General features: G+C 64.4%; 10 protein-coding genes. 5 read left to right on the forward strand and 5 right to left on the reverse strand.

The features are described 5' to 3' along the window. Positions 1 to 8: 8 nt before the first annotated feature. Genes kdpB through kdpF form a run of 3 tightly spaced genes read right to left on the reverse strand, consistent with a single transcriptional unit; the run spans position 9 to position 3,997 of the window. Positions 9 to 2,093, reverse strand: a complete 2,085-nt coding sequence (gene kdpB / locus CLU91_RS12940) for a potassium-transporting ATPase subunit KdpB (protein ID WP_100874485.1) — start codon at positions 2,091 to 2,093, stop codon at positions 9 to 11. A 9-nt stretch (positions 2,094 to 2,102) separates the two neighbouring features. After that, positions 2,103 to 3,908, reverse strand: coding sequence for a potassium-transporting ATPase subunit KdpA (gene kdpA / locus CLU91_RS12945; protein WP_100874486.1), 1,806 nt, complete (start codon positions 3,906 to 3,908; stop codon positions 2,103 to 2,105). Continuing rightward, positions 3,908 to 3,997, reverse strand: a complete 90-nt coding sequence (gene kdpF, locus CLU91_RS12950; protein ID WP_034746483.1) for a K(+)-transporting ATPase subunit F — start codon at positions 3,995 to 3,997, stop codon at positions 3,908 to 3,910. Before kdpF ends, kdpA begins: the two co-directional genes overlap by 1 nt. A 463-nt stretch (positions 3,998 to 4,460) precedes the next feature. Between kdpF and CLU91_RS12955 the strand changes: the two genes are divergently transcribed. The 5 genes from CLU91_RS12955 (at position 4,461) to CLU91_RS12975 (ending at position 12,771) form a co-directional block, all read left to right on the forward strand. Beyond that, positions 4,461 to 6,458: a DNA topoisomerase IV subunit B gene (locus CLU91_RS12955; RefSeq protein ID WP_100874487.1), complete on the forward strand. Its 1,998-nt coding sequence runs from the start codon at positions 4,461 to 4,463 to the stop codon at positions 6,456 to 6,458. Next, on the forward strand, positions 6,458 to 8,167 hold the full coding sequence (locus CLU91_RS12960; protein WP_100874488.1) for a molecular chaperone HscC: 1,710 nt from the start codon (positions 6,458 to 6,460) through the stop codon (positions 8,165 to 8,167). The genes CLU91_RS12955 and CLU91_RS12960 overlap by 1 nt, the downstream gene beginning before the upstream one ends. A 12-nt stretch (positions 8,168 to 8,179) precedes the next feature. After that, on the forward strand, positions 8,180 to 9,991 hold the full coding sequence (locus CLU91_RS12965) for a J domain-containing protein (protein ID WP_157814686.1): 1,812 nt from the start codon (positions 8,180 to 8,182) through the stop codon (positions 9,989 to 9,991). Positions 9,992 to 10,039: 48 nt separating this feature from the next. Continuing rightward, complete coding sequence (gene parC, locus CLU91_RS12970) at positions 10,040 to 12,394, forward strand: DNA topoisomerase IV subunit A (protein ID WP_100874490.1); 2,355 nt, start codon at positions 10,040 to 10,042, stop codon at positions 12,392 to 12,394. 188 nt (positions 12,395 to 12,582) lie between these two features. Continuing rightward, positions 12,583 to 12,771 (forward strand): helix-turn-helix domain-containing protein, encoded by a 189-nt coding sequence (locus CLU91_RS12975; protein ID WP_100874491.1) that lies wholly within the window; start codon positions 12,583 to 12,585, stop codon positions 12,769 to 12,771. Here CLU91_RS12975 and CLU91_RS12980 read toward each other — a convergent pair. Both CLU91_RS12980 and CLU91_RS27855 read right to left on the reverse strand, forming a co-directional pair. Further along, entirely contained in the window at positions 12,768 to 13,115 is a 348-nt protein-coding gene (locus CLU91_RS12980) for a hypothetical protein (protein WP_157814687.1), read from the reverse strand. The two genes, CLU91_RS12975 and CLU91_RS12980, sit on opposite strands and share 4 nt — an antisense overlap. Positions 13,116 to 13,128: 13 nt before the next feature. After that, a complete protein-coding gene (locus tag CLU91_RS27855) occupies positions 13,129 to 15,444 on the reverse strand; it encodes a M43 family zinc metalloprotease (protein ID WP_269800635.1) in 2,316 nt (771 codons plus the stop codon). Positions 15,445 to 15,451: the final 7 nt, after the last annotated feature.

A 15,451-nucleotide genomic window follows, 5' to 3' on the forward strand; every position in this document is an offset into this window, starting at 1 on the left:
TGGTTCCTTTAGACTAAATTGAGTGCGGACAGCAGCATGTCGATCAGCTTGATGCCGATGAAGGGCAGGACGATGCCGCCCAGGCCGTAGATCAGCAGATTGCGGCGCAACAGGCTGGCCGCGCCGATGGCCCGGTATTGCACGCCTTTGAGCGCCAGCGGAATCAGCACGACGATGATCAGGGCATTGAAGATCACGGCCGACATGATGGCCGACGCGGGGCTGGACAAATGCATGATGTCGAGCGCCTTCAATTGCGGATAGGTGCCCACGAACGCGGCCGGGATGATGGCGAAGTACTTGGCGATGTCGTTCGAAATCGAGAACGTCGTCAGCGAACCGCGCGTCATCAGCATCTGCTTGCCGATTTCAACGATTTCCAGCAGCTTGGTCGGATTCGAATCGAGGTCGACCATATTGCCCGCCTCTTTCGCCGCCTGCGTGCCCGAATTCATGGCCACGGCCACGTCGGCCTGCGCCAGCGCCGGCGCGTCATTGGTGCCGTCGCCCGTCATCGCCACCAGGCGGCCTTCGGACTGGTAGCTGCGGATCAGTTTCAGCTTGTCTTCCGGCGTCGCTTCGGCAAGGAAATCGTCCACGCCCGCTTCGGCGGCAATCGCGGCGGCCGTCAGCTTGTTGTCGCCCGTGATCATGACGGTCTTGATGCCCATGCGGCGCAATTCCGCAAAACGCTCCTTGATGCCGCCCTTGACGATATCCTTCAGTTCCACGACACCCATGACGCGGCCATCGTCGACCACCACCAGCGGCGTGCTGCCACGGCGCGCGATGTCGTCGACGGCGCGCGCCACCTCGGCCGGATATGGCTGGCCCAGCGCTTCCACATACTTTTTCATGGAATCGGCCGCGCCCTTGCGCAGCTGGCGCACCTGCTGCTCGCCCGGAATATCCACGCCGCTCATGCGCGTTTGCGCCGTGAAGGGCACGAAGGTGGCGTGCAGGCTGGCCATCTCGCGTTCGCGGATGTTGAACTTCTGCTTGGCCAGCACGACGATGCTGCGACCTTCCGGCGTTTCATCGGCCAGCGAAGCCAGTTGCGCCGCGTCGGCCAGCTGCTGCTCCGTCACGCCGGGCGCCGGCACAAAGGTCGAGGCCTGGCGGTTGCCCAGGGTGATGGTGCCCGTTTTATCGAGCAGCAGCACGTCCACATCGCCGGCCGCTTCCACGGCGCGCCCCGACGTGGCGATCACATTGGCCTGCATCATGCGGCTCATGCCGGCTACGCCGATGGCGGACAACAAACCGCCGATGGTGGTCGGAATCAGACACACGAGCAGCGCGATCAGCACCGTGATCGTCACCGGCGTGCCAGTGCCGGCCGCCGCCACGGAAAACAGCGAATACGGCAGCAGGGTCACGGTGACGATCAGGAACACGATCGACAGCGCCACGAGCAAAATCGTCAGGGCGATTTCATTCGGCGTCTTCTGGCGCTTGGCGCCTTCGACCATGGCGATCATGCGGTCGATGAACGCTTCGCCCGGGTTGACGGAAACGCGCACCAGCAGCCAGTCCGACAGCACGCGGGTGCCGCCCGTCACAGCCGAAAAATCGCCGCCCGATTCGCGGATCACGGGTGCCGATTCGCCCGTGATGGCGCTTTCGTCGACGGAAGCTACGCCGGCCGTCACTTCACCGTCGGCGGGAATGACGTCACCCGCCTCGACCAGCACCGTCATGCCCTTGCGCAGATCGGTGGCCGGCGTGGGCAGCCAGGAGGTGCCGTACTTCGGCGTTTGCATTTTCTTTGCCATCACCGTCTGCTTGAGGGCGCGCAGCGAGGCCGCCTGGGCCTTGCTGCGGCCTTCGGCCAGCGCTTCGGCGAAGTTCGCGAACAGCACGGTAAACCATAGCCACACGGCGACGGCGAGGATGAAGCCGAACGGCGCTTCACCCTGGCCACCGCTGATCCCGGCCTGGGTCGCCAGCAGGCTCGTGATGATGCTGCCGACGTAGACGACGAACATCACGGGGCTGCGCCACTGCGTGCGGGGGTCGAGTTTTTTGAACGCATCGACGACGGCGGGGCCGATCAGTGCGGAATCGAACAAAGTCAGGCTTGTGCGTGACATGGTAGCCTCTTATTTGATGAAAAGTTGCAGGTGTTCGACGATCGGGCCCAGGGCCAGCGCGGGAACGTAATTCAATACGCCAACCAGCACGACGACGCCGATCAGCAAGCCGATGAACATGGGGCCGTGCGTGGGCATGGTGCCGGCGTTGGCCGACAGGCGCTGCTTAGCCGCCAGCGAACCGGCCACCGCCAGCACGGGCACGATCACGCCGAAGCGGCCGAACCACATGGCGATCGCCAGCATCACGTTGTAGAACGGCGTGTTGGCGGACAGGCCGGCAAACGCGCTGCCGTTGTTGTTGGCCGCCGACGTGAAGGCATACAGGATCTCCGAGAAGCCGTGCGCGCCCGGATTGGCCACGCCGATCTTGCCCGGTTCGACCATCACGGCAATCGCCGTACCCGTCAATACCAGCGCTGGCGTAATCAGGATGGCCAGCGACACCATCTTCATTTCATAGGCCTGGATTTTCTTGCCCAGGTATTCAGGCGTGCGGCCTATCATCAGGCCGGCGATGAAGACGGCCAGGATCGCAAACATCAGCATGCCGTACAGGCCCGTGCCCACGCCGCCGAAGATCACTTCGCCGAATTGCATCAGCAGCAGCGGCACCATGCCGCCCAGCGGCATGTAGGAGTCGTGCATGGAATTGACGGCGCCGCACGATGCCCCCGTCGTCACCGCTGCGAACAGGGTCGAGGAGCTGATGCCGAAGCGCGTTTCCTTGCCTTCCATATTGCCGCCCGATTGCAGGCTGCTGGCCTGTTGGTCCACGCCCAAGGCTTGCAAGGCGGGATTGGCTTGCTGCTCGGCGCTCATCACGCCGACCGTCATGACGACGAAGATCAGGCTCATCGCGGCCAGCACTGCCCAGCCCTGGCGCAGGTCGCCCACCATGCGGCCAAAGGTGAAGCACAGGCCGGCGGGAATGATGAAAATGGCCAGCATCTGCAGAAAGTTCGACAGCACGGTCGGGTTTTCATACGGGTGCGAGGAATTGGCATTGAAGAAGCCGCCGCCATTCGTGCCCAGCAGCTTGATCGATTCCTGCGACGCGACGGGGCCCATGGCGATCGTCTGCGTGGTCGCCACTTGCGCTTCCATCACGGGTTTACCGCCCGTATCGAGCACGGGCTGGCCGTCGGCCGTCAGCTTCGGCGTTTCATACGCCACGTGGTCGAGCAGGGTCACTTCCTTGTAAGCGGAAAAATTCTGGATCATGCCTTCGCCCATGAAGACGACGGACAGGGCCAGGGAGAGCGGCAGCAGGATGTACAGGGTCGAGCGCACCAGGTCGACCCAGAAATTGCCGATCGATTTGCCCGAGCGCGAGGCGAAGCCGCGCACCAGCGCGAAGATCACGGCGATGCCGGTGGCCGCCGAGAAGAAGTTCTGGCATGCCATGCCCAGCATCTGGGTCAAATAGCTCATGGTCTGTTCGCCGCCGTAGCCCTGCCAGTTGGTATTGGCGACGAAGCTGACGGTGGTATTGAACGAGGAATCGGGGCTGACGGCGCCCAGGCCCTGTGGATTCAACGGTAAAAAACCCTGCAGGCGCTGCAAGCCGTAGACGAAGACGGCGCCCACGGTGTTAAACACGATCAGGGCGATGGCATAGCTTTTCCAGCCCATGGCCTTGTCGGCAGGCAGGCCGGACCAGCGGTACAGCAGGTTTTCCAGCTTTTGCAGCCAGCCCAGGCCGCGCACGGGGCCGTCGCCGGCCACCTTGGCCATGTACAGGCCCAGCGGATAGCCGGCGGCCAGCAGCACTGCCAGGAAGGCCACCAGCAGCAATATCGATTGCGTCGTCATCACAGTTCCTCCGCCTTCAGCAGCGCCACCAGCAGGTACACGAGCAGGCCAGCCGAGACCACGGCGCCCAGCACATAAAACGCGTTCATTTGACGCTCCCTAATTTGTCGCAGGCGACGGCAAAGCCGGCCGCCACAACGAAAAAAACGGCAATCAAGCCGAGATACACGAGATCCATTCCCACCCTCATTCAGGTTTGTTTTGATAGTGAGCAGATTAGCCAAAAGGGTCTAAAAAATTCGTAAAGACTGGGGAGGTGCTTGTAAACAAGATGTAAAAACGGCGGCTTTGCCGCATAAAATCCATCACAATTGGCGTAAAACCACGCCTGAGGCGCACTGTTGTTGCCCTGGAGTAGCGCTATTGCTCGCTGGACAAGATAGAATGCGCGAGCGTCCGCACAAGGACGCCTAGCCTGCCGCACTGCCCTCTGCCAGTGACGCTGGACGGAATATACTGTATATTTATACAGTTATCGCCGCCGTTGTCACTGCGCACCGCAGTGCCCCGGCCTGGCGTTCCAACCACTGTCTTTACTTAGCTTGAACACGTATGGCCACTAAAAAACCAGCATCCGACTACAGCGAATCATCCATCCGTGTCCTGAAAGGACTGGAACCCGTCAAGCAGCGCCCGGGGATGTACACCCGCACTGAAAATCCGCTGCACATCATTCAGGAAGTGATCGACAATGCCTCCGACGAGGCGCTGGGCGGTCATTGCACGCATATCGCCGTCACGCAAAATACGGATGGCAGCATCACCGTCGAAGACAATGGCCGCGGCATTCCCGTCGGCATCCACCCTGAAGAAGGCGTGCCGACGGTGGAAATCGTGTTTACACGGCTGCACGCGGGCGGCAAGTTCGACAAGGGTTCGGGCGGCGCCTACGCGTTCTCGGGCGGCTTGCACGGCGTCGGCGTGTCCGTCACCAATGCGCTGTCGACGCGCCTGGAAATCACCGTCTGGCGCAAGGAAAGCGACGGCAACGGCCTGCATCACATGGTGTTTGCGAATGGCGACGTGATCGAGCCCTTGACTTCGCGCCCTGCCCCGCGCGACGGCAAGAAGTCGGGCACGCGCGTCACGGCCTGGCCTGACGCGAAATATTTTGATTCGCCCAACATCTCGCAAACGGAGCTGCAGCGCCTGCTGCGCTCGAAAGCCGTGCTGCTGCCGGGCGTCACCGTCACCCTCACCAACGCGAAAACGGGCGACACGCAAACGTGGCAGTACGCGGAAGGCTTGCGCGGCTACCTGACCGAAACGCTGGCGCAGGTATCGAATGGCGAAACCCTGATTCCCCTGTTCGAAGGCGCGCAGTACGCTGGCCCGGACTCGGAAGGCTTTGCCGAAGGCGAAGGCGCGGCCTGGGTGGTGGCATGGACGGAAGAAGGCGCCATCGTGCGCGAATCGTACGTCAACCTGATTCCCACCTCGAATGGCGGCACGCACGAATCGGGCTTGCGCGACGGCCTGTTCGGCGCCGTGAAAAACTTCGTCGAAATGCACTCGCTGCTGCCCAAAGGCGTCAAATTGCTGCCCGAAGACGTATTCGCGCGCGCCTCGTTCGTGCTGTCGGCGAAAGTGCTGGACCCGCAATTCCAGGGCCAGATCAAGGAACGCCTGAACTCGCGCGACGCCGTGCGCCTCGTCTCGACCTTCACCAAGCCGCCGCTGGAACTGTGGCTGAACCAGCACGTCGATTACGGCAAGAAGCTGGCCGACCTGGTGATCAAGCAGGCGCAGTCGCGCCAGCGTTCGCTGCAAAAAGTGGAAAAGAAAAAATCCTCGGGCGTGGCCGTGTTGCCCGGCAAGCTGACCGACTGCGAATCGTCGGACATCGCGCGCAATGAACTGTTCCTCGTCGAGGGCGACTCGGCGGGCGGTTCGGCCAAGATGGGCCGCGACAAGGAATTCCAGGCGATCCTGCCCCTGCGCGGCAAGGTCTTGAACTCGTGGGAAACGGACCGCGACCGCCTGTTTGCCAATAACGAAATCCACGATATTGCGGTCGCCATCGGCGTCGATCCGCACAGCGTGGGCGACTCGCCCGACCTGTCCGGCCTGCGCTACGGCAAGATCTGCATCCTGTCCGACGCGGACGTGGACGGCTCGCACATCCAGGTACTGCTGCTGACCTTGTTCTTCAAGCACTTCCCCGTCCTGATCAACAAGGGCCACATCTGCATCGCCCGCCCGCCGTTGTACCGCGTGGACGCGCCGGCGCGCGGCAAGAAGCCGATGCAGAAGATCTACGCGCTCGACGACGGCGAACTGGTGGCCATCGAAGACAAGCTGCGCAAGGAAGGCGTGAAACAGGGCGCCTGGTCGATCTCGCGCTTCAAGGGTCTGGGCGAAATGAACGCCGAGCAGCTGTGGGAAACGACGATGAACCCGGACACGCGCCGCCTGCTGCCCGTCACGCTCGGTGAAGTCGACCACATGGCCTCGGCCTCGCGCTTCAATATGTTGATGGGCAAGGGCGAAGCGGCCGGACGCCGCGCCTGGATCGAAGAACACGGCAATGAGGCGGAGGCGGATATCTGATGATCATCGGCATCGACCTTGGAACCACCAACAGCCTGGTCGCCATCTGGCGCGACGGCAAGGCTTCCATCATCCCGAATGCGCTCGGTGAACACCTGACGCCGTCGTGCGTGAGCATCGATGACGACGGCACCGTGCTGGTGGGCCGCGCCGCGCGCGAGCGCCTGCAGACGCACCCGCAGCTGACGGCGGCCGTCTTCAAGCGCTACATGGGCAGCGAAAAGAAGATCACCCTCGGCACGCAGCAGTTCCGCCCGGAAGAGCTGTCGTCGATGGTGCTGCGCGCGCTGAAGGAAGATGCCGAAGCCTTCCTCGGCCACAAGGTCGAGGAAGCCATCATCACCGTGCCCGCGTATTTCAGCGATGCGCAGCGCAAGGCCACGCGCATCGCCGGCCAGCTGGCGGGCTTGCGCGTGGAGCGCCTGCTCAACGAGCCGACGGCCGCCGCGCTGGCCTACGGCATCCGCGACAAGGAACAGGAAAGCAAATTTCTCGTCTTCGACCTGGGCGGCGGCACGTTCGACGTGTCGATCCTCGAACTGTTCGAAGGCGTGATGGAAGTGCGCGCCTCGGCCGGAGACAATTTTCTGGGCGGCGAAGACTTCGTCACCGTGCTGGTCGACGCTTTCATGGAAGGCTGCGGCTTGCGCGACGCCGTCGGCAGCCGCCTGCTCGACCCGCGCCAGCAACAGCTGCTGCGCGATGAAGCCGAGCGCGTCAAGCGTTTGCTGTCGGAGCAGCCGTCCGTGCGCATGGCCACGCGCTACCAGGACAGGGAATACAGCTGGGAGATCGGCGAAGACAAACTGGCGCAGCTGTGCGAGCCCCTGCTGGCCCGCTTGCGCCTGCCCGTGGAACGGGCGCTGCGCGACGCCACCATCCGCGCCGCGGAATTGAATGAAGTGGTGCTGGCCGGCGGCGCCACGCGCATGCCGCTGGTGCGCAAACTCGTCTCGCGCATGTTCGGCCGCTTCCCCGCCATCCACCTGGACCCGGACGAAGCCGTGGCGCTGGGCGCCGCCGTGCAGGCGGGCCTGAAGATGCGCGACGCGGCCCTGGACGAAGTGGTCATGACGGACGTGGCGCCGTATTCGCTGGGCATTTCGATCTCGCGCCAGATCGGCGCGAACCAGTATGAAGGCGGGCATTACCTGCCCATCATCGAGCGCAATTCCGTGGTGCCCGTCTCGCGCACGGAAAACATCACCACCATCCACGACAACCAGAAGGAAATCAACGTGGCGATCTTCCAGGGCGAGTCGCGCCTGGTGGCCGACAATGTTTTCCTTGGCAAGATCAGCTTCCCGATCCCCGCGAAAAAGGCGGGCGAGATCGGCATCGACGTGCGCTTCACCTACGACGTCAGCGGCGTGCTGGAAGCGGAAGTGACGGTGCTGGCCACGCAGGAACGCCACAAGATGATCATCAGCGATAACGCTGGCGTGATGACGCCGGAGCAGATCGAGCAGCGCTTTGCGGAACTGGCCGACCTGAAGATCCACCCGCGCGAACAGATGGAAAACCGCACCCTGGTCACGCGCGCCGACCGCCTGTACGAACAGTCGCTGGGCGACGTGCGCCAGTACCTGGCGGCGCACACGGCCAACTTCCAGGCCGCGCTGGAAACGCAGGACCCGAACACCATCCGCAAGGCACGCCAGGCGCTCGACGAGGTGTTGCGCCAGGTCGAGAGCGAGAGTTTCCTGTAGATGGACGGCGGCATGCACAACGGACAGCGCAGCCTGTGGGCCATCCTCGGCACGGAGCCGACCGGCGACGAGCGCGCCCTCAAGCGCGCGTATGCGAAGCGCCTGAAGGTGACGCGTCCCGAAGACGATCCGGCCGCCTTCCAGGAGCTGCGCGAAGCGTATGAGTACGCGCTGCGCCATGCGCACCTGTTTGCCAAGGAGCTGCCGGAAGCGCAAGCGGCCGAGGCCGAAGCGGCAGCGATGGCAGCGCCGCCCATGGAGCCGGCCGAGCTGTGGGGCGTCGTCGACCAACCCGCGCAGGAAGCGCAGGAGCCGCCTGCGGAACTGTGGGGCGTCATAGCCCAGGAGCCCGCAGCACCGCCGGAACTATGGGGCGTGGTCGCCATCGATCCCGTCCAGGAAGGCGCCAGCCTGTGGCAGGCATTCCTGGAACAGTCGCGGCGCCGCGACGCGGCCGCCCTGCTGGCCGGCTTCCTCGAACGCGAAGAATTGCTCAACCTCGACGTGCGCGAGGAATTCGAGCTGTGCGCGCTGCGCTACTGCGCCAGCGCCGGCTATGACCTGTCGCTGCGCCATGCCTTGTTCGAGCAGCTGGGCTGGGACCGCGACTTTTCCTACCTGGCGCGCAGCCATGGGGACCTGGTGCGCAGCGCCGTGCAGCGCTACCGGGCCGACCGCTCGTTCGCGCATTTCAGCGACAACCGCGACAGCTACCCGGGCCTCGATTGCATCATGTCGCAGCAGCCGCCATCGGCCTATGCGCGCCAGATGCTGGACAAAAAATTCAACCTGCAGCTGCGCGAGCTGCTGCAGACGATACGCTGGCAGCATGGCGAAATGCTGGCCTATAAACTCGATACGGATCTGTTCGAGCAATGGGAACAGGCGGTTTTTTCGCGCCGCTATTTCAAGCAAACGGCCTTCGCATCGGCGGGCCTGGGCTTCGTGCTGCACATCATCCTCTCCAGCCTGTTCAAGGTCGCCGACATCAGCCTCGGTGACATGGGCGCGTATGCCAGCCTGCTGGGTTGCCAGGCGCTGGCCTTTGCCGTGCTGGCCATGCACGCGCTGCGCTGGCCCGCGCCCCTGTTCGCGCGGCTGCACGCGCTGCAGGAAGGGCTGCAGGAGCGCCTGCCCGTGCTGCGGCAGCGTCACGGACTGCTGCAGCTGGCCTGGATCGTGCCCTTTGTGCTGCTGGCGCTATTGCTGTTCCTGCCCGAGCGCAGCGATACGCTGCGCATCGCCACCTCGGTGGGCTTGTGCGCCTCGGCGCTGCTGGCATATGCCATGAACCGCCAACTGCTCAACGGCATGCTGCTTGCCGCCGCGCTGGGCCTGGCGCTGGTCGCCGCCTTGTTCATGAACGGCATAGGCTCTGCGGCACTCGTCATCGCCAATGGCATGCCCATGATGTTTTGCCTGTTACTGCTTGCCTTGCGCAGCGCCGCTGGCCTGTATGAGGAATGCGGCTTGCCCGTGGCGCGTTTGCCGCGCCTGCGCGTGGCATGGCTGATCGGCTGCGCCGGCCTGCTGCTGCCCCTGTATCTGCAACTGCTGCCAGCCGTGCCGCTCGGTGCCGCGCTGTATGCCTGGTCATGCGCAGGTCTGCTGATTTCGCCCAGCGATTTGCGCTGGAGGACGGTCTGGCCGCTGGTGCTGGTGCCCTCCCTTGGCAGCTTTTTGCTGGCCGGCCAGGCCGCGTCCGTGCGCTCCATGTCGATGATGCATAACGGCGTCGAGCTGGCCCTGATCGTGCTGTACTTCACCCTGCGCTGCATCTATCTGCGCTACGGCGCCGCCTTATCCCGACCCGGGCTGTCATAATCAGCCCCACGAATTCAACCGCAACCACTTAACACCGAAACAAGCGCCATGTCCACACAAACCAATTTATTTGACGATGCCCAGCCTGAGCCGACCGAGCCGGATGAACCGGTATTCGACGGCGAAGCGCTGACTCTGTCCACCTTTGCCGAGCGCGCCTATCTCGATTACGCCATCTCCGTCGTCAAGGGCCGCGCCCTGCCCGACGTGTGCGACGGCCAGAAGCCGGTGCAGCGCCGCATCCTGTATGCGATGAATGAGCTGGGCCTCAATTCCACGGCGAAGCCCCGCAAATCGGCGGCCGTGGTCGGCGACGTGCTCGGTAAGTTGCATCCGCACGGCGACCAGTCCGTGTACGACGCGCTGGTGCGCATGGCGCAGGATTTTTCCTTGCGCTACCCGCTGATCGATGGCCAGGGCAACTTCGGCTCGCGCGATGGCGACGGCGCCGCGGCCATGCGTTACACGGAAGCGCGTCTGACGCCGATCGCCAAGCTGCTGATGGATGAAATCGGCATGGGCACGGTGGATTTCCAGCCCAACTACGACGGTTCGACGGAAGAGCCGAAGCTGCTGCCGGCGCGCCTGCCGATGGTGCTGCTGAACGGCGCCTCCGGCATCGCCGTGGGCCTGGCAACAGAGATCCCGTCGCACAATCTGGCCGAAGTGGCAAAAGCGGCCGTCGCCATGATCCGCGATCCGAAGATGACGCACGCCGAGCTGATGGCCATCATTCCCGGCCCCGACTTCCCCGGCGGCGGCCAGATCATCACGCCGCCATCGCAGATCGCCGACATGTACGCGAGCGGGCGTGGCAGCATGAAGGTGCGCGCGCGCTGGAAAATCGAAGAGCTGGCGCGCGGCCAGTGGCAAGCCGTCGTGACGGAACTGCCGCCGGGCACCTCGTCGCAAAAGGTGCTGGAAGAAATCGAGGAGCTGACGAATCCGAAGATCAAGCTGGGCAAGAAGGCGCTGTCGCCGGACCAGGTGGCCCTGAAGGCGCTGATCCTCAATTCGCTCGACACCATCCGCGACGAATCGGGCCGTGCCGCGCCCGTGCGCCTCGTGTTCGAACCGAAGTCGAAGAACCAGGACCAGACGGAATTCATGCTGATGCTGCTGGCGCACACGTCGCTGGAATCGTCGACCTCGATCAATCTGGTGATGATCGGCGGCGACGGCCGCCCGCGCCAGAAAGGCCTGGGCGACATCCTGCGCGAGTGGATCGATTTCCGCTTCGAGACCGTCACGCGCCGCACCGGCTACAAACTGGGCAAGGTCAAGGACCGCATCCATATTCTGGAAGGACGCGAAGCGATCCTGCTCAATATCGACAAGGTGATCCAGATCATCCGCAATTCGGATGAACCGAAGGCAGCCCTGATCGACGCGTTCAAGCTGTCCGAGCGCCAGGCCGACGATATCCTGGAAATCCGCTTGCGCCAGCTGGCGCGCCTGGAAACGATCAAGATCCAGCAGGAACTGGCTGAACTGCGCAAGGAAGAAAAGTCGCTGCAGGACCTGCTCGACAATCCGGGTTCGATGAAGCGCGCCATCATCCGCGAAATCGAAGCGGACGCCAAGCAGTTCGGCGACGCGCGCCGCACCCTGATCGAGGAAGCGCAAAAAGCCGTGGCCGAACAGAAGGTGGTCGATGAACCGGTCACCGTCATCATTTCGGAAAAAGGCTGGGTGCGCGCGCGTACCGGCATCGGCCACGATGCGGCGCAGTTCACCTTCAAGGCGGGCGACAGCCTGCATGGCGCGTTCGAGTGCCGCACGGTCGACACCCTGCTGGGCTTTGGCAACAACGGCAAGATTTACTCGGTTCCCGTCTCCGCGCTGCCCAACGCGCGCGGCGACGGCGTGCCGATCACGACCTTGTGCGACCTGAGCGGCGGCACGCCAGGCAACGCCGTGCGCATCCTGCACTACTTTGCGGGCAATGGCGCGACCAATTTGCTGCTGGCGTCGAGCGCCGGCTACGGCTTCATCGCCAAGGCGGGCGACATGAGCAGCCGCCTGAAAGGCGGCAAGGCCTTCATCACACTGGACGACGGCGACGTGCCGCTCGAACCGAAAGTCATCCCCGAGGCGGCCAGTGCCCTGGCCTGCCTGACGGAAGGCGCGCGCCTGCTGGTGTTCGGCCTCGATGAAATGAAAACCCTGTCCAAGGGCGGCACCGGCGTCAAGCTGATCGACCTCGATGCGAAAGACAAGCTGCTGGCCGTGCAGCCGATCACGCAGCGCGGCGTGGTGGTCTCGGGCATCGGCCGGGCCTCGAAACCGCAGGATGCGTCGCTGGGCGCCACGGCCCTGGCCGAGCATTTCGGCAAGCGCGCGAAGAAGGGCAAGGCGCTGGCGGCCAAGCTGAAACCGGTGTCGATGGCGGCCATCGGCTAAGCACCATCGATTCATACGAAAAGACAGGTTCGCCTGTCTTTTTTTTCGCCCATCGAATCTAGCGGCGGCAGAGAAAAATAATTTTACAAATACGTCCCCCGTTCCCGTTACTCCTGCAGGCACGCCACCGGCATGCCGCCAACTGACAGGAGAGCAAGGATGACAAACACCGTTTCAGGCAGGGCGCCATGCAGCGATTGACCCCGGCGGAGCGGCTGGTGGCGGCCATGGCGGCCGAAGGCTTGGCGTATAAAAGCATCGCCAGGGAACTGGGCAAGTCGCCGGCCACCGTGCGCAACCAGTTGCATGCGATTTACCAGAAACTGGGCGTGGGCAACCGCACGGCGCTCGCCTACAAGCTGCGCGACCAGCCTTAGCGCCGCGCCAGGCGCAGCACGTCGGGTGTCGCTTCGACGATGTCGATCACGTCCTGCGCGCCTGCGCCATCACCGAGCGCATAGCGGCCCATGCCCAAGGGTACGAGCCGGGTCACGGGGCCGGCGCGGGGACGGTCGTCGGGGCCGGGCGCCATCGACGTCAAGGTTGCCGCCCCTTGCGCCATGACGCCGGCCGGCGCGCCGAATTCCAGCACCTTGCGCCCCTTGCGGCTGGGAGGAAAGGCAAACGTAGCCGTGGGCCGGTACACCTCGATACCGTCCGCATCTTCCTCGAACGAGTGCGTCCAGCTGCCGCTGGGCAGTGCCGTTGTCATGCCGTGCATGGCGATCCCTCCCTCAGAAACACGATACCACGCCGCCCAGGCTTTCATAAGCGCTCACGGACGGCGACCAGGCCGTGCCGTTCCACGCCTTGTGGAACAGGGCGCCGTTCGTGCCCGTGACAAAGACATCGAGGCGGTTGGTTGCCCAGGCCGTGGCGCGCGGCCGCGAGGTGCACACGCCGCCCAGGTTTTCAAAGCCCGCCAGGGAAGGCGACCAGGCGGATCCATTCCAGGCCTTGTGATACAGGGCGCTGTCCGTGCCGATGACGAACAGGTCGAGCCGGTTCGGTCCCCACGACACGGCTTCCACCTCGCCCACGCAGATGCCGCCCAGGCGTTCGAAACCATCGTTGGAAGGCCCCCATTTCGCGCCATCCCACCACTTGTGGTACAGGGCGCCATCGGTACCCGTGACGAAAACGTCGAGGCGGTTCGGCCCCCATGCCACGGCATTCGGCGACGAGGTGCAGATGCCGCCCAGCCGTTCATATCCCGTCTGCGACGGTCCCCAGGCCGTGCCGTTCCACCACTTGTGGTACAGGGCCCGGTCCGTGCCGACGACGAACACGTCGAGGCGGTTCGGTCCCCACGCCACCGCTTCCGGCTGGCCCAGGCACAGACCGCCCATGGCTTCATAGCCCGTCAAGGATGGCCCCCAGGCGGACCCGTTCCACCACTTGTGATACAGGCCGCGGTCCGTGCCGACGACAAACACATCGAGACGGTTCGGTCCCCAGGCCACGGCGCGCGGGTCGCCCACGCACAAGCCGCCCATCGCTTCATAGCCCGTCAGCGACGGTCCCCACGCCGTGCCGTTCCACCATTTGTGGAACAAGCCGCTGTCGGTGCCCGTGACGAATACGTCGAGCCGGTTCGGCGCCCACGAGACCACTTGCGGCGCGCTGGTACAGATGCCGCCCTGCCCCTCGTAGCCGGTGACGGACGGCGCCCAGGCCGTGCCATTCCAGGCCTTGTGATACAGCGCGCGGTCCGTGCCAACGACGAAGACATCGAGGCGGTTCGCGCCCCAGGCCACGACGGGAGAGGAGCTCTGGCGCGGCGTGGCGCCCGTGCCGCCCGTCCCGCTGCCGATGCTGGCGCGCGGACCATCGAGGCAAGCCTGCATGCGCGCCACCTGGCCCGCCGTAAACATGAACATGGCGGGATCGTCGACGTAATCCATGTAGTTCATGAACATGTCGCCATTCGGTCCGTTATTGCACGACACCTGGGGAAACGAGGGCTGGCCCGTGTTCGGCCCGCCCTGGTTCGGCGTATCGGCGACATTGTCCGTGCCCGAGCAACCGGTGCCGTCGTCGCCCCAGATATGGTTCAGATTCAGCCAGTGGCCAATTTCATGCGTGGCCGTGCGTCCCAGGTGGAACGGTGGCGCCGCCGTGCCCGTCGTGCCGAAGGCCGATTGCAGGATCACCACGCCGTCGGTGGCGGCCGGGCCGCCGGGGAACTGCGCGTAGCCGAGCAAGCCGCCACCGAGCTGGCACACCCAGATATTGAGGTAGGTATCGGCCGGCCAGGCATCCATGCCGCCCGTCGCCTGCGACTTGACGGCATCGTCCGCGCCAAACGAGGCCACCGCCGTCTGGCGCCGCTCGATGCCGCTGGTGGCCGCACCGTTCGGATCGGTGGTGGCCAGCGCGAACTCCACGCGCGCATCGGACGTCAGCGGCAGGAATGGTGCCGGCGTGCTGTTCACATCCGGGTTGACGCGCCGGAAATCGCGGTTCAGCACGTCGATCTGACTGGCGATCTGCGCATCCGAAATATTCTGCGCGGCCGTATTCCACACCACGTGCACCACCACCGGTATCTGCGTCACGCCGGCACGGCCCGCAATGCTGGCGTCGCCCTCGTAGAGTCCGGCCAGGTTTTCGATATCGGCGCGCACGTTCGCATACGACGGGTCTTCGGTCAGCAGGCGGCGATGGACGTCCATCGTGGCGCAGGTGCGCACTTGCGGCGTGCCGCCGCCCTGCCCCCCATCACCGCCATTGCCACCGCTATCGCCACCATCGCCGCCCATGCCGCCACCGCCAACCTGCATGCAACTGGCGCCCGCCATGCCCTGCGGCGCCTGCTGCATGCCGCCGCCCGGCATGTCGCCAGCATCCGCAGCGGCAGCACCCTGGGTGAGCGCCGCCTGGCCCGCATATGACACGCCCAGACGCTGCCCCGGCATGGCGTCGCCGCCCGCCGCATCAGCGCCGGCCTGCATATCGCCTTCGACCGGCATCGCCTGCATGGCGGACATGGCTGGTGCGCCTTGCGCCGAACCGGTGGCCGGCGTTTTTTTCGTTTTAGCGGTGCTCATGATGTCT

Source organism: Janthinobacterium sp. 64, from assembly GCF_002813325.1.
GTDB lineage: Bacteria > Pseudomonadota > Gammaproteobacteria > Burkholderiales > Burkholderiaceae_D > Janthinobacterium.